Source organism: Emergencia sp. (genome assembly GCF_048465375.1).
Lineage (GTDB): Bacteria > Bacillota > Clostridia > Peptostreptococcales > Anaerovoracaceae > Senimuribacter.
This window is the reverse complement of record NZ_DBFWLQ010000002.1, coordinates 522,991-543,776: the sequence shown is the minus strand read 5'-3', so window position 1 is coordinate 543,776 and position 20,786 is coordinate 522,991. Positions and strand designations below refer to the sequence as shown.

The window sequence follows — 20,786 nt, the reverse complement described above, 5'->3', positions numbered from 1 at the left end:
AGGGAGGGAACCATGTTCAAAATAGGAGAATTTTCAAAACTAACCCAGGTATCCGTCAGAATGCTGCGCTACTACGAACAGGCCGGTCTGCTAAAGCCTGCTGAAATTGACCACTACACAGGATACCGTTATTACGATTCCCTGCAGATTCCTCTTTTAAATCAGATCATCTACTTGAGAGACTGTGGATTTACTGTGGCGGAAATTGCAGCGACGCTGGATCATCGGCAGGAGGGCATCATTCTGCAGAAGCTTGCAGAAAAGAGAAAGGAAATCAAAGCGAATATTGAAGCTGAAGAAAAGAAACTGCTGAAAATCCAAATGGCGGAGGACGGTTTGCTTGAGCAAAAGGAACCGCTGCACTATCAAATCGGTATCAAATCCATTCCCAGCTACCCGGTTCTTTCTCTACGCAGGATCATTCCTGACTATTACGCAGAAGGAAATCTCTGGATGGAACTTTCTGCTTTTGCCCGCGAAAACAACGTGGAAATTTCTTCGGAAACGTTTTCAATTTACCACGACCTCGAATATAAAGAAAGCGATGTCGATGTAGAATTGTGCGTCCAGGTGAAAACATTTGGAAAAAACGCTGATCCATTCATATATCGCAAGACAGAAGCCGTTCCCCACATGGCCTATACCATGGTTTACGGGGAATTCACCAACATAGCCGGCGCATTTCTTTCTTTTGCAGACTGGCTGCAGAAAAATGAACAATATCAAATGCTAGGTACCAGCAGGCAGATTGTGCACCGTGGACCATGGAATGAAGAAAAGCCAGATCAATACCTGGTAGAAATTCAGATTCCTGTTTCTGAAAACTAGTGGTTGACTCTGACATGGTGTCAGGGTCTATATTGGATTTACAGACAAATGAAATGGAGGTATAACCTTATGAAAAATTTAGAAGTAAATCCGATTGGAAAAATTATGAACGGAGAAGATGGTACATATATCGAGGTACTTCCTCAGAATATCCCAGCCCTTCAAGCTCTGGAGGGTTTCAGTCATCTGCAGATGATCTGGTGGTTCAGCGATTTCGATACTCAAGAGGCCCGGCAGGTGATAGAAGCTCCTCAGCCTTACAAGAATGCACCCGAAGTCATGGGCATCTTTGCCACAAGGTCTCCTGTCCGTCCAAATCCACTTGCCCTGAGCACTGTGGAGGTAATCCATATTGATTACGAAAAAGGGCTCATCGAACTGACCTATACGGATGCCAACGATCAGACTCCGGTACTGGACCTCAAACCGTACACACCGAGTATAGACAGAGTTGAAAATCCAAGAGTACCTGCATGGTGCAGCCACTGGCCGAAGAATGTAGAAACTTCAGGGGATTTTCCATGGGAAGAAGAGTTCAATTTCTAATCAAGATATGACAAAACAGCGCCTCCGGTTTAAAATCAAGCTGGAGACGCTGTTTTTCAGTTTGTGGTTACTGGGTGTCTATTCCTCTCCATATAAGAGGATTTCCTTTAACAGAAATTCTTTTCCTGTTACAATAACTGCATCTTGACCTCCGCAGACAGGACACTTCCTCTCGTTCTTTAGAAATTCATAGAGATTTCCGCATTGTTTACATTCAACGACAGCGACAATCTCATTGATTTTTAACTCCACGTGCTCATATTCTGTCCTATCGATGGCCGCCGGCCAACAGTTCTGCAGATATTTAGGCACTACCAGGGATGCTTCACCCACGTCCAGAACCACAGCTGCAATTTCTTCAGAGCAGAGATTGTTTTCCGCTGCAATGCTTTTCACACGGTTCAAAACTTCAAATACAATTCCAAGTTCATGCATTTAGGATTCCTGTTTCCCTTCATTTTGCGTTGCCTGCGCTTTTTTCTGCGCAATCTTCTCCATACGCTTTTTCACATGTTTCAGTACCACTGGCGGCATCTGTGTAAATTCAACGCCCTCTTCATCATAGACTCGTTCCAGGTAAATGGCGTCAAACTTGCATTTCGTCGTACACTGGCCGCAGCCAAGGCACATATACTCATCCACTTTTGTGACGCCGCAGCCAAGGCAGCGAGATGTTTCCTTGCGAACCTGTTCTTCTGTCAAAGTGCCCCGATAATCGTGGAAGCTGTGCAGGAGGTCTCCTTTGACATAATCCGGCCTTTGTCTTGGCGTATGATCGTAATCCTCCAAAACCGCCGCTTTTTTGTCCAGCTCCTTGTAAAGTCTGCGGTCACGGCCGTAAACCAAGGACTGACCAGGATGTACATAGCGATGAATGGACACGGCCGCCTGCTTACCGGCAGCGATGGCGTCAATGGCAAACTTCGGTCCTGTATAGCAATCGCCGCCGGTAAAGATATCCGGTTGTTCACTCTGGTAAGTAAACCCATCGGCTTTGAGGGTCTGGTTTGGATTTCGCTGTGCCTCGCAGCCGTCCAAAAGGCCTCCCCACTGGATAGACTGACCGACGGTGATAATGACCTGATCCGCCGGGACGATAACACAATCTTCCTCATCGTACTGCGGTGCAAAGCGGTGATTTTCGTCAAAGACTGACAGGCATTTTTTGAACTTCACTGCCGTCACTTGACCATTTTCAGTGATAAGATCTTTTGGACCCCAACTGTTATGAATCTTTATGCCTTCCTCTTCTGCCTCAAGAAGTTCTTCCTCTGAAGCCGGCATGATATCGCGTCCTTCCAGACAGTACATGGACACGCTGTCACTATTACAGCGGACAGCAGCACGGGCTACATCTACAGCCACATTTCCGCCGCCGATGACCACGGTTCTATCTTTCAGATCGGGACGCTGTCCGGAATTGATGCCTTTCAGGAACTCGATTCCAGTCAACACACCTTTGGCATCTTCCCCGTCAATTCCCAGTTTCCGACCACCCTGCGCACCGATTGCCACATAGAAGGCGTCATATCCGTCCTGACGAAGCTGGTTTAACGTGATATCTTTACCAACTTCGATTCCGGTGCGGAACTCTACGCCCATTTCTTTGATAATCTCTATCTCAGCCTCAACCACGTCTTTTTCTAAGCGAAATTCCGGAATACCAAGGGTCAGCATGCCGCCCAGACGTTTTTCTTTTTCAAAGACAGTAATCGTATATCCGTCCAAGGCCAGATAGTAAGCACAGCTCAGCCCCGCAGGTCCAGCTCCGATAATAGCGATCTTTTTATCGTGATAACCGTGGCGTTTCTCTGGTATGATGCGCTTTGCAGGATCCAGCTCTTGTTCAGCGATAAACTTTTTGATGTCGTCAATGGCTACAGGATTATCGAGCTCCCCTCTGGTACAAGCCTGTTCGCAGCTGCGATTGCAGATCCTTCCGCAGACTGCTGGAAATGGATTCTCTTTTTTGATTAATTCCAGCGCTTCACGATACTTGCCTTGGGAAGCAAGTTTGATATACCCCTGCACACCGATATGGGCAGGACAATTGGTTTTACAAGGCGACGTGCCGGAATCTACGACATTCTCCCGATTGACTCTGTAGTCCACATTCCACTTTTCCTCAGGCCACTCCTCGTCTCTCGGTGTGCTGGCAGAGGTGATGTCTTCTACTACAGGGGCTTGCGAACACAATTCCTGACCCAGTTTCAATGCATTGACCGGACAGTTTTCCACACATTGGCCGCAGGCGGTGCATCTTTCCGGATCAATCTTCGCCACGTAATTAGAGCGGATCATGTCAACGTTCTTGAACATAGTTGCAGTTCGAATGGAAAGACAGCCACATCCGCAGCAGTTGCAGATAGCGTGGGTTTTTCCCGGCCCGTCAGCGTTAGGAATCTCGTGCATCAAGCCGTTTTCTTCTGCCCTTTGTAAAATCTCGTATACTTCGTCCTTTGTAATCTGTCTTGCGCGTCCAGTCCTTATGTAGTACTCTGCTGCCGTGCCCATCTGGATACACATATCTTCTTTCAAATGGCCGCAGCCTTCACCCATGACCTCCCTGTCTGTACGGCAAGAACAGTCCGAAACACAGAAGATGGTATTTTCCTCTACATATTTTGATATCTCCTCATAATCAGCCTTTCTGCTGGTTCCATCAATGGCTGACTGGATGGGGATGACGCGCATCAGACCGACACCCACTGGGAAGGATCCGACGCTGCCGCCACCTCTGACTCTTCCATAGGCTTCCATAGCATAGGCTACCACAGGATATTTCTCAATGTTAGCCGGGTTATTTACAATCATTTCCATATGTCCAGGAATCCAGGTTTCCGTCCAGAACACATCCTCCCCATTTAAAGTGCCGACCTTGCAAGCGCCGTACACAGCCAGATCCATCAAAACCTCCCTGCAGTATTCTTCTGATTTTTCCATCATCTCTGCAACCTGCCCTGCGGTCTTTTTCTCAAAAGAGCCAAGGCAGAGGGCGACTTCTGCCATTTCGTCGCTGATGCCCGCTTCCAAACAGACGTATTCCGGATCGTCCCACTGATAGGATCCTTCGCCGCCCGGCACTGCGTCCGCTTTCTTACGTCCAATCATATTGGCCAATTTCATAACCTGTTCTTTGTACTGACATTGATATCCTTCAGGAAACTGCATTTTTGTAAGATCACTCATGATTTACCTCTCCTTCTTTTATGCTTGCTGCCATGACTGCACTTCATTTTTCAACCACTGAACCCATTCTTCCATTCCCTCCCCATTCTTCGCACAGATAGGAATCACTTTGATATTAGGATTCAACTTTTGCGCCCGCTCTCTGCAAGCATCCAGATTAAAATCAAAATACGGCAGCACATCCAGCTTATTGATTAAAAGTGCGTCGCAAATGGAAAACATCAAGGGATATTTCAACGGTTTATCGTCCCCTTCTGGCACACTGAGTATCATAACATTTTTTGAGGCCCCAGTATCAAATTCAGCAGGGCAAACCAGATTTCCTACGTTTTCCAAAACAGCCAAATCGATATTCTCGGTTCCCAGCCCCTCGATTCCCTGCCGGGTCATCTCCGCATCCAGGTGGCACATGCCGCCCGTATGGAGCTGTATGACCCTGGCGCAGGTCTTCGAAATCGAAGCCGCATCCACGTCGGAATCGATATCCGCTTCCATCACGCCGACCCTTACATCGTCCTTCAGCATCTCAATGGTCTGACACAACGTGGTGGTCTTGCCTGCACCGGGAGAGGACATCAGATTCAGCAGGAACACCTTCTTTTTCTTCATCTCCGCTCTCAATTTCTCTGCACGCTCATCATTGTTTTTGAACACACTTTCTTTTACTTCTAAAATCTTATATTGCTCCACATCTCTTTCCTTTCTGGTTGAGCCAGTTCTATCATTGTTTGTATTCTAACACGTCCATCAAAATCTAGTCAACGATATTTTGAAATAAATCCTTGATTTTTCAACATTTTCGTTGACTTTTTATCATAATTTGAGTATAATTTCAGTAGTGGTATGTGGCTCAACCAGCTCCATGTAATAATATAGACTTTTGGCATATGGCTCAGCCAAAGTGCAGAAAAGGAGAAAAAATGAAGTTTAAGAAATTAGTCGCGCCCTCACTGAAAGAAATGTTCGTTGAACAGATGGAATCCATGATTCTCTCAGGAGAACTGGCTGTCGGTGAAAAACTGCCGCCGGAAAGAACCCTTTCGGAATCTATGGGCATCAGCCGCTCCGTGGTAAACAGCGGAATTATAGAACTGGAACGGATGGGCTTTCTGACCATCAAACCCAGAGTAGGCGCCTTTGTGGCGGATTACCGCCGAAAAGGCAATTTAGAAATCATGCGTGCGATACTAAGACACAAAAATGGGCGGTTAAGTCCCGAAGAAATTCGATCCATATTCGAGGTGCACAGCGCCCTGGACCGTTTGACAGTAACCCGGCTGATTTCCCGAATTACCGAAGAAGATTTAGAAGAATTACATCAAAAACTGGAGAAAATAAAAGAGCAGGAAAACGCTCATGATACTCTGGTTGCGGGATTTGAATTTCATCATGAACTGGCCGTCTTGTCAGGAAACACTCTGCTCCCCTTCATCTTTCGCTCCTATTACCTGGCAGTCATGGATGTGTGGATCAGATTTTACGAAATAAACGGTGCCGAGCTCATTTACGAAAACAGCCGTCAAATCTGGAATACCCTGAAAAACAGGAATTTAGAAAGTGCTCTCCATTGGATCGACCAGTTCACCTACGAAATTACAGAAGGGAAGTTTACGATATATTATTGATTATAAAAAACGAGTACATAACGAGGCGATGCTTCACAAGGCACGTTCTTTGATATTCCGTCAATATCGACTTCATCGATATTTCCGACTAAACAAAAATAGCTCCGTAATGCTGTAACATTACGGAGCTATTTTGCTCTACTCTGTTAACAAATCCCTCGGGCGACTTGTCTGATCTTCTCTATGGCGTCTTCTATCAACTCGCCGATGGACTGAGCGCTGACCCCTGCCACCAGATGATCGCAGCGGTTCATCGGTATCAGGACTCTGGCCGCGTCGCTTCTGGCAACCGCTGCCGCCATATCTGCTGTCACTTCTCCGAGAAGGGCATCCGCAATGACGATGCCGATGGGACCCACAATGACATCCGCCTTGCGGCAGGCTACGATGACCGGATTTTCTCCTGTCGCGCCTTCATCGGCGCCAGCCTTCAACATCGTCGCCGTCGCCGTATTGTTGGTTCCCACCGCAGTAATCTCCGCGGCAGGAAAAGCCTTCCGAATGGACTCGATCAGCTGCTTTCCCAGCCTGCCGCCTTGTCCGTCTATTATCAAAATTCTCATATTATCACTCCCTACTCATCATATCAATACCAGCTCTATAACCGTTTCTCAAAATTTCCGCTGACATGGGTACCCTCGAAGAAGATGAGAAACGCGTGCGCATCCCTGCTTTTGACGATGGCTTTCAGGTGATTTACCTCGTACTTGTTGACCACTACCGTCATAATCTGCGTATGCTCCGAAGTGTAGGCACCCATTCCGCTCCAAACCGTCACACCGCGCCCCATCTCTTTCATGATGGCACCCTCGATGTCCTTTGCCTTGGAAAACACCATGCAGGTCACATTGATATTCTGGTAATGCGCCCTGTCTGTGACCAACGTCAGACAGGCCAGAAAGATAATCGAATAAATAGCGATTTCCAGATCAAAAAGTACGGCACAGAGCAGATAGAGAACCGCATTGATCAGCAGTGAAAGTTTTCCCACAGAAAAGTTTTCGAACTTCTTTGTGAAGTAGACACCCAAAATATCCATACCCCCGCCACAGCCGGAGCACTGCAGCGTCAGGCCCATGCCGATGCCTCCCATGACGCCGCCGATGATGCAGTTTGCCAGCATATCTTCCAGAATCGGTTCTGCCGGAATCGGTAAAAAGGTCATGAAAACCGTCTGTACAATGACCGATAGCAACGTCTTGACAAAGAAGTTCTTTGACATGGTCTTAAAAGCGATAAAAAACAACGGCAGGTTGAAAAGAAAATTCAAAACTCCCGCAATATCCACCTGAAAAGTCAGCCCCGCACTCTGCTGCAAAAGAGTTCTGATAATCTGCGCAATACCCAAGACGCCACTGCTATACAAATTTAAGGGGACAATAAAACAATTCATTCCCACTGAAAATAAAAATGCACCGAAGATGACGATGACATATCTCTTGGCTTCTTTCTTAACAATCGCTTTGCTCATGTTGCTCTCCTATTATAATGATGATTTTATGTCCATTATAATCGCAACATACACAATAGGCAAGACTTTGTTCAGTGGCTGCAAGTTATTTTTGTGGCCTGTTCTTCATCACATATCTGATAAGGAAAATGCCTGTAATTACGACCACCACAGCACCGACTGTTCCTCCTGCGACGAGCTGGGCTGCGTCAGTAACCACCTCATCAGACCCTGCGCTTTCTCCCGTTGTGAACAGTCTTGGAAGAGAAGCCGCCAGATTATTCAAGAAATGTACCCCCATGCAGGTCAGAATATTCTCCGTCTTCAGATAGACAACAGACATCACAATCCCAAACACGACTGCTCCAAAGGCCGATACGCCTGCGTGCAACAGACCGAATGCCACAGAAGACAGGATAATCGCGAGCCAGAGGTTTACCCTTGATTTCAATCTGTTCAGAAGGACACCCCGGAACATCAGTTCCTCCACTACTGGTGCAAGGAAGACTGCTCCAATGAAATTGAAAACCTGCGATGCCCCTGTATTTATGTTTTCCGCAGGTTCTGCCATTGCCTTTTCTACCAGAGTAGGACTGATCAGAGAGAGCATGCCGATCAGCATCAAAACAGAGCCCATACTGAAAATGATATTCAAAAAAGCGAGATATACCATCTCCCTTTTTCTGGTTCCCGCAGCAAAATCTCTGGCGGCTTCAGCAAAGTCCACCTTTCTTCTCGACATCATCAAGGCGAACCACAGTATCATACAAAAACAGCTCATTGCCGTATAAAACTCTGCGTCCAGCCATCTGCAGCCTTCTATCCCCGGAATCATAGAGACGATTGCCAAAAGAATCATGATAGTCACATAAGCCAGCGCAGTTTTCCAGATCTCCATGCCTTTAAAAAAATCATTCACTTTCATTTGAACGCTCCTCTCTGCCAGGCATCTTTGCATTGCCTTGCAGCGAGAAGTATAGCAAATCCCGAGACATCTCTGTTAGATTTTGTTGTCAGATGTATCTAAACTGTTGTCAATAGCAGCACCATCAAAGCATGAGCATGATTTCCAAACAAAAAACCGACTCGCCGTCTTCCTTCTGTTCCATCTGATACTTGAGACTGCCCTTATATTTTTCTGCTGCTCTTCGCATATTTACAATGCCGAATCCGTGGTTGACCGCATCTTTCTTGACAGTCTCCAGCGGTTTTTCCCGCACCGATACATCAGCACCGCAAGGATTGATAAAAGTCAGCAATAGAAAGCTGCCTCTTCTCTTTACGTTTATGGAAATCACTGCGCCTGTCATCTGCGCCCTGGTGACAGCCTCCATGGCATTATCCAGCGCATTTGCAAAAATGGTGCAGACATCCAGGGGTTTTATGGTTTCAATGCCCGCCATGGAGCCTTCAATGACGAATTCTACACCTAGCTTCTTTGCAGTCTGATATTTCTCACTGATAATTGCGTTGGCTATGTCGTTGCCTATATGATCGTCTTTGCTCAGACACTGAATCGACCGACTCAGATCCGAGAGGTATTCTTCTAGTTCTTCATATTTCCCCTGTTTCAGCAAATCTTTAGCACACAGCATGTGATTTCTCATGTCGTGCTTGATCCGCCTGGTCTCTTCTTGTGTCTCCTGATAAGCCTTGAAATAGTCCAGCTGCGTCTTCAGAGACTGCTCGTTGACCTCAGCCTGCAGTCTGTAGTAGCTGCTGTAACGACCCTGCATGACCAGAATGACCGAAGATACCATGATCATGACGGCAAGCAAGACGCCGCCTGCCAATGCAAGCTTTTCCCAGGGTTGTAATGTCTGCGGCAGACTGACAGCGATAAGGTAGATTGCCAGCAGCAGAAATCCATTTCCGTTGAGCACCCGTCTTTCCCATACACTGGGCACGTAATCAATCAATACTGCTTTCCTTTTTATCCACGTGAGAATCAACAGAAATATGATCAAATTGTATGCCAGTTCTGTCATCCAAAACCAAATACTGCCAGAGATTTCGGTAACCGAATCCTTTGCAAAGAGAAATACCAGCATCTGCGGAATCATCTCTATAGAAGAAACAATGCCCATGACCGGAATCACCAAGAAGAACCCCTGTATCCTCCTCTTTTTCCTCCTGACGGCAATAATGACGGAAAAGAACAAGAAGAGTAACAGAACCATGAACGACTCCCCCGCCTCTTGGGGAAAACACAGGGTACTACACTCTGCAGCCAAAAACAAAGCTAAAAAAACAGCCGTCTGCTTTTTCCCTGCATAACAGTTTTCCCCATAGATATACTTCGCCGCAAGCAGCATAAATGCCAGCTGAAATACTAAGACCAGGCGCATAACAATATTCTGCAGTAAAATCATTGTCCTCCACATACCTTTCTCTTCATCAGCATTTAACGACCGCATTCTTTTACATATCTCATCAAAACAGCCTTGAATTCCGTAAGCTTGTTCCTACTGAGCGGTATTATTTCTCCCGTCTCCATGGTGATGCTTCTGCTGTCAAAGTCCGAAACATAGTCCAGATTCACAATATAACTTCTGTGAGGCTTATAAAACGAGACCGCCGTCAGCTCCTTTTCTATCTCTTTCAAAGTTTTTCTCGTCATACAGCTTCCTTTGGTCGTACAAATTCTGACATTTACATTCTGTGCCTCAACATAAATGATTTCCTTCTGATGCAAAAGCCGCTCCTGGTCTCCTGTTCTAATCAGCAGACGCATGTCAGAGGCGAGGTATTTCTCTGCATCCGAAAGCACAGCCGCAAGTTTTTCTCTGTTAACCGGCTTTGTCAGAAAACGGAAGGCGTTCACCTCATAGCCCTCAGCAGCAAACTCAAAGTGACTGGTCAGAAAAACAATCAAAACGTCCTGCCCTTCCTCCCTGAGGCATCTGGCAGTACAGATTCCATCCGTAGGCTCCATCTCAATATCCAAAAAAATCAAATCAAATGGCAGTCGGCCGCCTCTGCATCTCTGCAAGAGTGCTTGGCCCGAATAGAAAACCTCAATCAAAACATCTAAGCTCCTGTAATAGCTCTCCAGGTATCCTTTGAGGCTTTCCCCGAAAACCTTCTCATCGTCGCAAACTGCAATTCTCAAAACACACCTCCGTGAATAATATTCAATAATCAGCGCGGCTGCAAAACGTCAAAATGCCTGCTGATGTTTCCTGAAACCTTCTTCAGCAGTTCCAGGAAGATATTCCGTTCAATCTCCGTCATCCCTTCCGTCATAATCTCTACCCAGTCCTCGCCTGCCTGAACCAGATAAGGATAGACTTCTTCTGCACGATCTGTAGGGTATACGTCGATGGAGCGTCCATCCTCTACATTGCCGCATCTCGTCACATATCCGTGCTCCTCCAATTTGTTCATGGTCTTTGCCACCGTCCCTTTGCTCATGTCCATCAGTTCACAAAACTTGTTCTGCACCATTTTTCCATTTTCGTAAGTAATCATGACAAAAGGGGCCAGGGCGCCGCTCAATTCCATGTCTTTCATTCTTTCGTTCATATAGATCTGCGTCCTGCGATAGATCTGTGAGATCATTTTGAGAGTCTCCGCCTGTAGTGAATCCATAATCATTTACCTCGTCTAATTTAGTTTCTTTCACAACTTTTATAGTAATCAGAAAATCATTTTTTGTCAATGATAACTTGACTTATTCTGTTGACTTTCTGAGATTTTCCATCTATAATATAAAGAGTAATCCGATAAAAAGGATTTATTTTTTTGCAAATATAGTTTCATAAGAAACTAAATAATCAGACAATCAGGAGGTATCTACATATATGAATCAACAAACAGAAACACAAAAAGAAAACAAGATGGGTGTCATGCCCGTAGGACGTCTATTACTGACCATGTCCATACCAATGGTTATTTCCATGCTGGTACAGGCCCTTTACAATGTAGTGGACAGTATGTTTGTCGCGCAGATCAGCGAAAACGCACTGACTGCCGTTTCCCTTGCCTTTCCTGCGCAGAACCTGATGATCGCAGTGGCTACAGGTACCGGCGTCGGTATCAATGCTCTGCTTTCCAGAAGCTTGGGCGAAAAGAATTTCAGGCGGGCCAACAGCACTGCTAATAATGCTGTCTTTCTGGCCTTGTGCAGCTTTCTCGCTTTCGCCGTCATCGGCGGAATTTTCTCCCGCATCTTTTTCAGCCTGCAGACAGACGTCACGGAAATCGTCGACTATGGCACATCCTATCTGCGCATCTGCACCATCGGTTCAATAGGCTTGTTCTTCCAAGTTACTTTCGAGAAATTATTACAAGCCACGGGCAAAACTTTCTACACCATGCTTACCCAGGGACTTGGCGCTATCATCAACATCATATTAGATCCTATTCTGATCTTCGGTCTTCTGGGAATGCCAAAGATGGGTGTTGCAGGCGCTGCCGTCGCTACCATTGCCGGACAAATGATAGCATCCGTTTTAGCCGTAGTGTTGAACATGAGGAAAAACCACGAAATCCAACTGAAGCTAAAGGGGTTCCGCCCCAGCAAGCTGATCATCGCACGGATCTATGCTGTAGGTGTCCCTTCTATCATGATGGCCGCCATCGGCTCTGTGATGACCTTTGGTATGAACAAAATTCTGATTTCTTTCACCACCACTGCAACTGCAGTCTTCGGCGTATATTTCAAGCTGCAGAGTTTCGTGTTCATGCCTATCTTCGGGCTGAATAACGGCATGGTTCCCATCATCGCCTATAATTATGGCGCTAAAAAACCGAAAAGATTGACAAAGACCATCAAACTGAGTATCGCTGCTGCCATCTGCATCATGCTCATTGGTTTCGTCCTGTTTCAAACCGTGACAGAGCAGCTTCTGATGATCTTCAACGCGTCAGACAATATGCTGCAGATTGGCGTTCCCGCCCTTCGTATCATCAGCATCTGCTTCCTGTTAGCGGGATTCAGCATCATCAGTTCTTCCCTATTCCAAGCTTTGTCCCACGGTCTGCTGAGCCTGTTCGTCTCTCTGCTGAGACAGATCATCATCGTACTGCCGGCAGCCTATCTCCTATCCCTCAGCGGAAAACTGAACCTGATCTGGTGGGCATTCCCACTGGCAGAACTATTCGCAGCCTCCTTATGTGCTGTTTTCCTGCGCTACATCTACAAAAAAGAAATTAAACCACTTTATCAGGAATAGCCATCTTTACAATACGGTCACTGACATGCTCCACCATCGGTCGATCGTGAGCAATCAGAATCATGGTCAGATCGCGCTCGTCACATAGTTTTTTTAATAAATGGATAATCTGCGACTGGATTGAAACATCGAGAGAAGAAATCGGTTCGTCTGCAATGATCAAGTCCGGATCTGTGATCAGCGCTCTGGCGATGGCAGCCCTCTGTCGCTGGCCTCCCGACACATCGTAAGGATGGCGCCCTGCCAGATCCCGCCCAAGGCCTGCTTGATCCATCATTTCATACACCTTGTCTTGCAGTTCCTGCTTATCCATATGGCGGTTCCGGATAACCAGTGGCTCTGCGATAATCTGTTCAATAGTCATTCTAGGGTTAAAGGCTGATGCCGAATCCTGGAAAATCATCTGTACCTGACAGCCTTCAGACAAGATGATACGTCCATCAGAAGGTGCATGGATACCCATGATGCACCGTGCCAAGGTAGATTTTCCACAGCCGGAGTCTCCCACGATACCCACAATTTCACCTTTATAGACCGTCATGTTAAAATCTTTCAATACCGTATGAACCGCCTTCCGGCCTAAGGCAAAATACTTTGACAGACCTTCAATCTGCACCATCGGTTCCCTGTCAGTCTGCACATTTGTCAGTTCCTTTACTTTACCATGATAGTGGCTGCTGCCCTTCCCATATCTGGCAAAACCCAGCAGCTTCTGCGTATATGGATGCTGTGGATTCTGAAAAATCTCTTTGGTTCTCCCACTTTCCACAATCAGGCCATCCTTCATCACGGCGATGCGATCCGCAATTTCTTCCGCCAGTCCCAGATCGTGAGTTACAAAAAGCAGTCCCTTGTCCTTTCCTCTGCAAAGCTTTGCAAGCAGTTCCATGATGCGGTCCTGCGTCGCAGTATCAAGAGATGTCGTCGGCTCGTCGGCAATGATCAAACTAGGATTACACGCAAGGGCGATGGCAATGGCAACCCTCTGGCGCATACCACCTGAGAAATGGTGGGGATATTGGCGAAAGCGGGCCTGTGGATTATCAATACCCACAAGTTCCAAAAGATGCAGGGCTTTCTCTTTCGCCTGTGCCCGGCTGATTTTTTCATGAATCCGCATGGGTTCCATGATCTGACTGCCGATAGAAAAGGTCGGATTGAGAGAGGACATAGGATCCTGAAAAACCATGGCAGCATCCTTGCCTCTGACCGCCTCAAGTTCTTTTTCAGATCGTGCGGTCACATCCTCCCCTGCAAGAAGGATTTTCCCTTCTTCGATGTCAGCGTGCCGGCTGTGGAGCATCAAAATACAGCGGCAGAGGGCAGTCTTTCCGCAGCCGGATTCTCCGACCAGCGCCACCGTCTCCCCTGCATCCACCGAAAGGTCCACGCCTCTGACGGCAGGAATCCTGCCGTCAGGACCGTGAAAGGCTAATTTCAAATTTTCAATCTTTAACAGAGTCTCCATATTATCCTTCAATTTTCCAATCCGCAATGTTCCAGAACACACCGACACCGTGGTGTCCCAGTACCGTATCTGATGTGATGCCTGTGATATTCTTTTTAACAGCATAATCCGCATCGACATAAGCGAGGAAGGTATACGGCATGGCCTTTGTCAGTTCTTCCTGAAATTCTTTGTACAGAGAACTTCTCTTTGCATCGTCTTCAGTGTGCCGGGCGTCTGCAAGCAGCCGATCTATTTTTTTGTTGGAATAGCCCGTGTAATTGTCTCCCGCGTCTGTGGTGAATACCTTATAGGTATGGTCATCCGCATCAAAAGGGCTTCCCCAACCGATGATGCAGCAATCCTGTCCTGCCCAATCCAAAGACGGCTTCGCTTCCGCACTGGCGTTGACACCGATTTTTTGTAATTGGTTCGCACACATTTTCGCCATATCCACTCTGACTTGATCGTCAGACATGGCTGAGATGACAAATTTCAGTTCTGTGCCGTCCTTTTCATAGAAGCCCTCGCGGTTCTTCTTCCAGCCGTCATCCTCAAGAAGCTGACGGCATTTCTCTGGGTCGTAGTCAAACTTCTCGATATTCTCGTTGTTATAGTCACCCTTCTGAATCGGTGAATAAGCCGCCTGGCCCTCTCCCAGCAAGACACTTTTAATAATAGCATCTCTGTCAATGGCATAGCTGAGAGCATTTGTCAGCTCCGGATACTCTTTGAACAAAGGGCTGTTGAAATTATAAGCGATCGCTCTATAATCAGCAGTATCCATTTTATAGATGCGATAGTCGCCGGTTTCCTCAATATCCTTAGCTGTTTTAGCTGTAATTTGTGCCATGTCAATGTCTCCAGATTTTAGCTGCATCGCTTTGGCGTCTGTATCCGGCACGATTTTGAAAATGACTGTCTGAATATTGGGCTCACCGCCATAATAATCATCGAATTTTTCCATGGTGATGCTCTGTGCCCTATCCCACTTTTTTATCCTATATGGACCTGCACCCACCGGGTTTTGATTGAAGTCACAGGTGGCTAGATTTTCGCCTTCCAGCAAATGCTGCGGCAGAATACCGATAGACATATAGTCGGGAAATGCCACGTTGACCTGCTTCAGCTTGATCTTTACGGTCAAATCGTCCGGGCAGTTGATCTTATCGATGTCAGTATAATTTGAGATGATTTCTGACTGATTATCCTCATCCAAGATGGCTTCCAAAGTAAACTTCACGTCATCAGAAGTCAGCGGCTCTCCGTCGTGGAAAGTCAGCCCTTCCCGCAACTTGAAAGTATAGGTCAAAGTCTCCTGATCAAAATCCCAGGATTCCGCCAAGGCGGGTACCACCTTGTTGTCTTTGTCGTGAGCGGTCAGCCCAGCAAAGAGCAGTGTGTTGATTTCTCCGTGTTCATAGAGGGCTGGATTGATGGCCGTATAATCCTGGCTGCCATAGACCAGTGTGTTATCGTCCTTTGCATCTCCGCCATCGCCGCTGCCGCATCCCGTCAGCAAAAGACTTGTAATCAGGGCACAAATACACAACAGACTCATAAAAAACTTCTTTTTCATAACTTTTCTCCAATCATACAATATCATAAATTACTATATAAGCGATTATTTCTTCTTCTGATATATTCTCCGATTTCTGTGATGCAGACCAGGGTCGTAATCAGCACCAGGCCCGGAATGATGATCATCCACCAGCAGTTTGTCAGAAGGACCTCCTCCGACATGGACAGCAGGCTGCCCCAGGACACCGTAGTGAGCGGCAATCCCAGCCCTAAAAAGCTCAAAGTGGATTCCGTAATCATAGCCTGACCGATATTGGTGACCACCATGAACATGATAGACGATACAAAATTGGGCAGCAGATGACGACGCAGAATATACCAAAATCCGCCTTCCATGGTTTTTGCCGCCAGTACGTAATCGCTGTTTCTAATCTGCCTGACTTCGCTTCTGACAATTTTAGAAATGTTCATCCAGCCAGTCAGTCCGATGATGACCGACAGCGACGTATAAGAAGCCCTCCCCCACATCGCCTGCAGGAAGATGACCAGCAAAATCGAAGGAATGCTCATCAACAGTTCGGAAAACCGCATCAGCAGATCGTCAATCCTCTCGCCTGCTAAACCGCTGAGGGTTCCATAGACCACAGCCACCACCGTAGAGATACAGGCGCTGAAAAGACCGATATAGATAGAGGCGCGGCCTCCATACAAGACCATGGTGAACAAATCCCGCCCCATGCTGTCAGTGCCAAAAATATGGCCGGCAGACGGCGCCAGATTCACTGCCTCAGGATTCATCTCTTCCACAGAATACGGCGCAATCAGACCTGCAAAGACAGATGCCAGAATGATCAGACCCAAGATGCATAAGGAGATTTTAGGAAACTTTTTTTCTTTCTTCATCTATGCCGCCTCCTTTAAGTTTTTCACAAGGCGTATTCTAGGGTCGATGAACTCGTTCAAAATCTGCGCCAACAAATTGAAAACCAGTACCACCACGCCTGTCAGCAGACAGAGTGCCATCAGCATATTGTAGTCCTGATACATGGCCGCTTCAAAGCTGAGAGTGCCAAGGCCGGGATATGAGAAGACGGTTTCCACTACATAAGTTCCCCCTAAGATGTGAGGAACCGAAATGGCCATGATGACCAGCATAGAAGGCATGATGTTCCGCAGGCAGTGGCGGCGGAGAATCTTCTTTCTGGGAATGCCCTCCGCCTTGCAGAGCAGAACATAATCTTCCCTGGTCTCCGCCGATAATTTGTTTCTGACCATGTAGGCGTAATACCACAGATGCTCCATAACCATGACCGCCACTGGAAGAATCAGATGATAGACTCGATCAAAGAAATCCCCGCTGCTGCCATAAGAGTAAGCACCGCTAACAGGAAGCAGCTTCAGGTTCACTGCGAAAATCAGAATCAGCAGGAGGGCCATGAAGAAAGACGGAATGCTGCCGGAAACGACGCCGATTTTGCAGATCAGCTTATCAAGCAGGCTGTCCTCTCGCAGGGCACAGAATATGCCGAGCAAAATGGATAAGCCGAAAGTCAGAAGATAGGAAACGCCGCCCAGAATCAATGTATTGACCCACACGCCGCCGATGACCTCTGTCACAGGCTGCTTGTATTTATACGACAGTCCCAGATCCCCGTCAAAGAGATGCTCTGCCCACCGGCCGTACTGTACCACCATAGAGTCTGAGAGGCCCAGCTTTTCCCTTGCTGCCTCTCTCTGCATCTCGCTCATGTGCTCTGCTCCGTCACCATAATAGGCCTTTAAGGGATCACCCGGACAAAGCCGCGCGATGACGAATACGATAACAGACAGTAAAATCAAGACCATGATCATCTGTATCATCTTTTTAAAAATGTATATGGTTCGTTCACGCCATTCGTTATTCATGAATTTCCTTCTTTACGTCTAGGATTGATAGATTTTCTCTCCTGGCAATGCTCGCCAAGTCCTCAAATTCTGCTTTTTCCTTCTTTACACCGCAGCCCTCACAGACTTTGACATTGACATCGCCCCAAGGCGTTTTCCGCTGTTCAAAACGGCGATCCAAAGTATATCTTTCACACTGATATTCCCTGATGCCAATGGTAGTCGTATGCTGAAACATCAAAGCAGCCATCTGGTCCTTGTTCTCATTTCTGCACATACAGACCAGCTTCGCAGCCGGCCGTGATTTCTTCATGATGATGTTCTCAGCGTATACGTCTAAGGCTCCCTTTTCCATGAGAACTTCGATGGCATAGCCGATTTCTTCTGCCGTCATATCGTCGATATTTGCTGCCAGTTCAAAGACCTGATCCCTGTCTGTTTTCTCTGTTTCCCCTGCCATGACTCTCACGCAGTTTGCCCGCTCAAATTCCTTTGTGCCCACGCCATAGCCCGTCTTTGTCACACTCATCAAAGGCATCGGTCCAAAATCGTCCACAAAGTATTTCAGAAGTGCCGCTCCCGTCGGTGTGCAGAGTTCCCCTTTGATCTCCCCTCCATAAACGGGTATGCCCTGCAGAATCAAAGCTGTCGCCGGTGCCGGCACAGGTAGAATTCCGTGTGCACATTTGACAGTTCCAGACCCCACATGAACAGGAGAGGCACCGATATAGTCTGCACCGATCATGTGTAACAGCAGACAGTTGCCCACCACATCCGCTACAGCGTCCAAGGTTCCAACCTCGTGGAAATGAATCTGTTCCATCGTCTGTCCATGAACCTGGCTTTCGGCTTCGGCGATCAGTCCGTAAACCGCCAGAGCATCCTCTTTGACCTGCTGCGGAAGTGTCAGGCTCTGAATCAGACTTCTGATATCGGCAAGTCCGCTGTGATGATGGTGATGATGGTGTTCATGACCGTGATGATGGCCGCCTTCTTCTTCCCCGTCGATGATGACGTGAACATGACTGCCACTGATACCACAGGTATTCTTTTTCTCTACATTGACGCGAACTCCCGGAATGCCGAGAGCATTCATCTTTGACAAGAACTGCTCCTGGTCTGGAATCAGTTCCAGCAATGCAGCCATGAGCATGTCGCCAGCCGCCCCCATACTGCAATCAATATATAAACTTTTCATTTACTTTTCTGCCTCCATATTGTTGATCAAATTTGCCAAATAACCCGCTCCGAAGCCGTTGTCTATGTTGACGACACTGACACCGCTGGCGCAGGAATTCAGCATGGAAAGAAGGGCCGTCACACCGCCGAAGGCAGTGCCGTAACCTACGCTGGTAGGCACCGCGATGACCGGACAGTCAGCCAGACCGCCGATGACGGAGGCCAGCGCTCCTTCCATTCCCGCGATGGCGATGATAACTCTGGCGTTCATAATTCTTTCGGCATGAGCCAGCAGTCTATGAATGCCAGCAACACCCACGTCATAAATTCGTTCGACATGGTTGCCCAAAATCTGAGCAGTTAAGGCGGCTTCCTCAGCAACGGGTATGTCGCTGGTTCCGCCTGTAGCCACTAGAATATAACCCGTTCTCTGTGGCTCCATCATCTCGCCCACAAGGCCTACTTTTGCTTCCCTGTAATAGTGAAAGGGGATATCTCTCTCAAAGGTATCTGCCGCCTCCTGGCTCATCCTGGTGATCAAAATGGTTTTCTGTCCACTTCTCCAAAGGGTATGCGCGATCTTGTCAATCTGTGCCGGCGTTTTGCCCGCACCGTAGATGACCTCTGATGCCCCTTGTCTCAGACCGCGGTGGTGATCCAAAGTGGCGATATCGATTTCTTCGAAAGGAGCCATCTTCATTTTGAGCAAAGCTTCGTCCACGCTTGCTTTCCCCTCTGCTACCTGTTGCAGCAGTTCTTTCATTTCTCGTGCTTCCATTTATCTGTCCTCCAAATCCAGCAAAACGGTATCAAAATACGGTTTTAATTTTGCTTTGATCTCACTTCTCTTCTCTATGGCTGTTCTCATCTGGGCAGCCTTGAGCTGAAGCCTGCCACTGTCACCAATGAGTCTAACCCTGAAGTCAGAAAACCCCAAAGCGGAAAGCTGATTTTCGGCTCCTTCCACTCGCTGCAGATCTTCTGCTGTAATGGGCTGTCCAGTCGGTATTCTCGTCGCAAGACAGGCATAAGCAGGTTTGTCCCAGGTGAAAAGCCCCGCTTCTTTCGATCGTTCTCTTACCTGAGCCTTCGTGATGCCGCACATGCGCAGTGGAGACAGAACCTCCATTTCAGCCAGAGCTCGCATGCCAGGCCTGTCTGCAGCTTCATCGGAAGCATTGGTGCCGTCAATGATTGTCTCATATCCATCCTCCTTTGCCGCCTCTGCCAGAAGACCAAAGATGCGGTTTTTACAGTAATAACAGCGATCTTTTGGATTCTCGCAGACCGCTGCCTCTTTCAGAATGTCGCAGTCTATCTTGCGAAGCTTCGCTCCCAGCTGTTCTGCCAGCTGCATTGCATCTGCCAGCTCAAAGTCCGGCTGGAATTGACTCTTGATAAAATATGCCGAAACATCGGCTCCAAACGTTCTGGCGGCGTACAGCAGGTAGGCTGAATCCACCCCGCCGGAAAAACCCAGGGCAACTTTCGGATGCCGGCTAAAAAATTCACTTAATTCCATACACATCTCCTCTTATACAAAAAGGGGGGCTGAGCACCCTCCTGAAGGCGGCGAGGGGAATCCCCTCTGCACACCTCTTCTTCGTTTGACAGGAGATCCATATTTCCTATCAAACAAAAAAATACCACAAAAGCGCAGGATTTCCTTCTGGAATCCAGTCTGCCTTCGTGGCATAAAATCTCAATATCAAGTCTATCTACTCATAAAATTGTTTTCTTCTTGAAAACAGCGATTACTTCTTCTTGAAGCACACTAACATGTATAGCATAAACCATGCCAACAGAAAAATCAAGTATTTTCCAGGGGTTCAGCCTTGATCCTTACCTGATTTGTTGCAGCCTTGCATCTGTTGTTGCTTTATTGTAACACTTGAAGTGAACTCTAAGTCAAGAAGTTTTTTGAAGTTTCTAGGAAGGTA

The 20,786-nt window shown here is 47.3% G+C and carries 20 protein-coding genes; 4 read left to right on the top strand and 16 right to left on the bottom strand.

The features are described 5' to 3' along the window. The first annotated feature begins 12 nt into the window (after nt 1–12). Both ACMQ5W_RS03010 and ACMQ5W_RS03005 read left to right on the top strand, forming a co-directional pair. The gene (locus ACMQ5W_RS03010) at nt 13–828 is read left to right on the top strand and encodes a MerR family transcriptional regulator (RefSeq protein ID WP_419023280.1); all 816 of its coding nucleotides are present in this window, start codon (nt 13–15) and stop codon (nt 826–828) included. A 69-nt stretch (nt 829–897) separates the two neighbouring features. Continuing rightward, entirely contained in the window at nt 898–1,374 is a 477-nt protein-coding gene (locus ACMQ5W_RS03005; RefSeq protein ID WP_419023278.1) for a TrmO family methyltransferase domain-containing protein, read from the top strand. A 78-nt stretch (nt 1,375–1,452) separates the two neighbouring features. Here ACMQ5W_RS03005 and ACMQ5W_RS03000 read toward each other — a convergent pair whose 3' ends face one another. From ACMQ5W_RS03000 to hypB, 3 genes are read right to left on the bottom strand one after another with little or no spacing between them, the layout of a single operon-like run. Further along, on the bottom strand, nt 1,453–1,809 hold the full coding sequence (locus ACMQ5W_RS03000) for a hydrogenase maturation nickel metallochaperone HypA (protein ID WP_419023276.1): 357 nt from the start codon (nt 1,807–1,809) through the stop codon (nt 1,453–1,455). After that, nucleotides 1,810–4,563 (bottom strand): FAD-dependent oxidoreductase, encoded by a 2,754-nt coding sequence (locus ACMQ5W_RS02995; protein ID WP_419023274.1) that lies wholly within the window; start codon nt 4,561–4,563, stop codon nt 1,810–1,812. Between the two features lie 18 nt (nt 4,564–4,581). Further along, a complete protein-coding gene (gene hypB / locus ACMQ5W_RS02990) occupies nt 4,582–5,253 on the bottom strand; it encodes a hydrogenase nickel incorporation protein HypB (protein ID WP_419023272.1) in 672 nt (223 codons plus the stop codon). A 230-nt stretch (nt 5,254–5,483) separates the two neighbouring features. Here hypB and ACMQ5W_RS02985 point away from each other — a divergent pair, with 230 nt between their 5' ends. Further along, entirely contained in the window at nt 5,484–6,188 is a 705-nt protein-coding gene (locus ACMQ5W_RS02985; RefSeq protein ID WP_419023270.1) for a FadR/GntR family transcriptional regulator, read from the top strand. A gap of 146 nt (nt 6,189–6,334) precedes the next feature. Here the strand turns inward: ACMQ5W_RS02985 and ACMQ5W_RS02980 are convergent, their stop codons facing one another. The 6 genes from ACMQ5W_RS02980 to ACMQ5W_RS02955 all read right to left on the bottom strand — a co-directional run bounded on the left by ACMQ5W_RS02980 (nt 6,335) and on the right by ACMQ5W_RS02955 (nt 11,229). Further along, entirely contained in the window at nt 6,335–6,751 is a 417-nt protein-coding gene (locus tag ACMQ5W_RS02980; RefSeq protein ID WP_419023268.1) for a DUF3842 family protein, read from the bottom strand. 35 nt (nt 6,752–6,786) lie between these two features. Continuing rightward, the gene (locus ACMQ5W_RS02975) at nt 6,787–7,659 is read right to left on the bottom strand and encodes a YitT family protein (RefSeq protein WP_419023266.1); all 873 of its coding nucleotides are present in this window, start codon (nt 7,657–7,659) and stop codon (nt 6,787–6,789) included. A gap of 85 nt (nt 7,660–7,744) precedes the next feature. Continuing rightward, nucleotides 7,745–8,563: a lysostaphin resistance A-like protein gene (locus tag ACMQ5W_RS02970; protein ID WP_419023264.1), complete on the bottom strand. Its 819-nt coding sequence runs from the start codon at nt 8,561–8,563 to the stop codon at nt 7,745–7,747. A gap of 124 nt (nt 8,564–8,687) precedes the next feature. Then, nucleotides 8,688–10,010 carry a sensor histidine kinase gene (locus tag ACMQ5W_RS02965; protein WP_419023262.1) on the bottom strand — a complete coding sequence of 441 codons (1,323 nt, stop codon included), beginning with the start codon at nt 10,008–10,010 and terminating at the stop codon, nt 8,688–8,690. Nucleotides 10,011–10,042: 32 nt separating this feature from the next. Then, nucleotides 10,043–10,750: a LytR/AlgR family response regulator transcription factor gene (locus ACMQ5W_RS02960; protein WP_419023260.1), complete on the bottom strand. Its 708-nt coding sequence runs from the start codon at nt 10,748–10,750 to the stop codon at nt 10,043–10,045. Nucleotides 10,751–10,779: 29 nt separating this feature from the next. Further along, a complete protein-coding gene (locus tag ACMQ5W_RS02955) occupies nt 10,780–11,229 on the bottom strand; it encodes a MarR family winged helix-turn-helix transcriptional regulator (RefSeq protein ID WP_419023258.1) in 450 nt (149 codons plus the stop codon). A gap of 212 nt (nt 11,230–11,441) precedes the next feature. Between ACMQ5W_RS02955 and ACMQ5W_RS02950 the strand changes: the two genes are divergently transcribed. Next, nucleotides 11,442–12,815, top strand: coding sequence for an MATE family efflux transporter (locus ACMQ5W_RS02950; protein ID WP_419023256.1), 1,374 nt, complete (start codon nt 11,442–11,444; stop codon nt 12,813–12,815). Here ACMQ5W_RS02950 and ACMQ5W_RS02945 read toward each other — a convergent pair. The 7 genes from ACMQ5W_RS02945 to larE are packed head-to-tail and all read right to left on the bottom strand — an operon-like array spanning nt 12,793 to nt 20,368. Further along, a complete protein-coding gene (locus ACMQ5W_RS02945) occupies nt 12,793–14,283 on the bottom strand; it encodes an ATP-binding cassette domain-containing protein (protein WP_419023254.1) in 1,491 nt (496 codons plus the stop codon). The genes ACMQ5W_RS02950 and ACMQ5W_RS02945 overlap by 23 nt on opposite strands. 1 nt (nt 14,284) lies before the next feature. Continuing rightward, nucleotides 14,285–15,841 (bottom strand): ABC transporter substrate-binding protein, encoded by a 1,557-nt coding sequence (locus ACMQ5W_RS02940; protein WP_419023252.1) that lies wholly within the window; start codon nt 15,839–15,841, stop codon nt 14,285–14,287. Between the two features lie 23 nt (nt 15,842–15,864). Beyond that, on the bottom strand, nt 15,865–16,686 hold the full coding sequence (locus ACMQ5W_RS02935; protein WP_419023250.1) for an ABC transporter permease: 822 nt from the start codon (nt 16,684–16,686) through the stop codon (nt 15,865–15,867). Then, nucleotides 16,687–17,688: an ABC transporter permease gene (locus tag ACMQ5W_RS02930; protein ID WP_419023249.1), complete on the bottom strand. Its 1,002-nt coding sequence runs from the start codon at nt 17,686–17,688 to the stop codon at nt 16,687–16,689. Then, complete coding sequence (gene larC, locus ACMQ5W_RS02925; RefSeq protein ID WP_419023248.1) at nt 17,681–18,865, bottom strand: nickel pincer cofactor biosynthesis protein LarC; 1,185 nt, start codon at nt 18,863–18,865, stop codon at nt 17,681–17,683. The genes ACMQ5W_RS02930 and larC overlap by 8 nt, the downstream gene beginning before the upstream one ends. Continuing rightward, nucleotides 18,866–19,624, bottom strand: coding sequence for a nickel pincer cofactor biosynthesis protein LarB (gene larB / locus ACMQ5W_RS02920; protein ID WP_419023247.1), 759 nt, complete (start codon nt 19,622–19,624; stop codon nt 18,866–18,868). Further along, a complete protein-coding gene (gene larE, locus ACMQ5W_RS02915; RefSeq protein ID WP_419023245.1) occupies nt 19,625–20,368 on the bottom strand; it encodes an ATP-dependent sacrificial sulfur transferase LarE in 744 nt (247 codons plus the stop codon). Nucleotides 20,369–20,786: the final 418 nt, after the last annotated feature.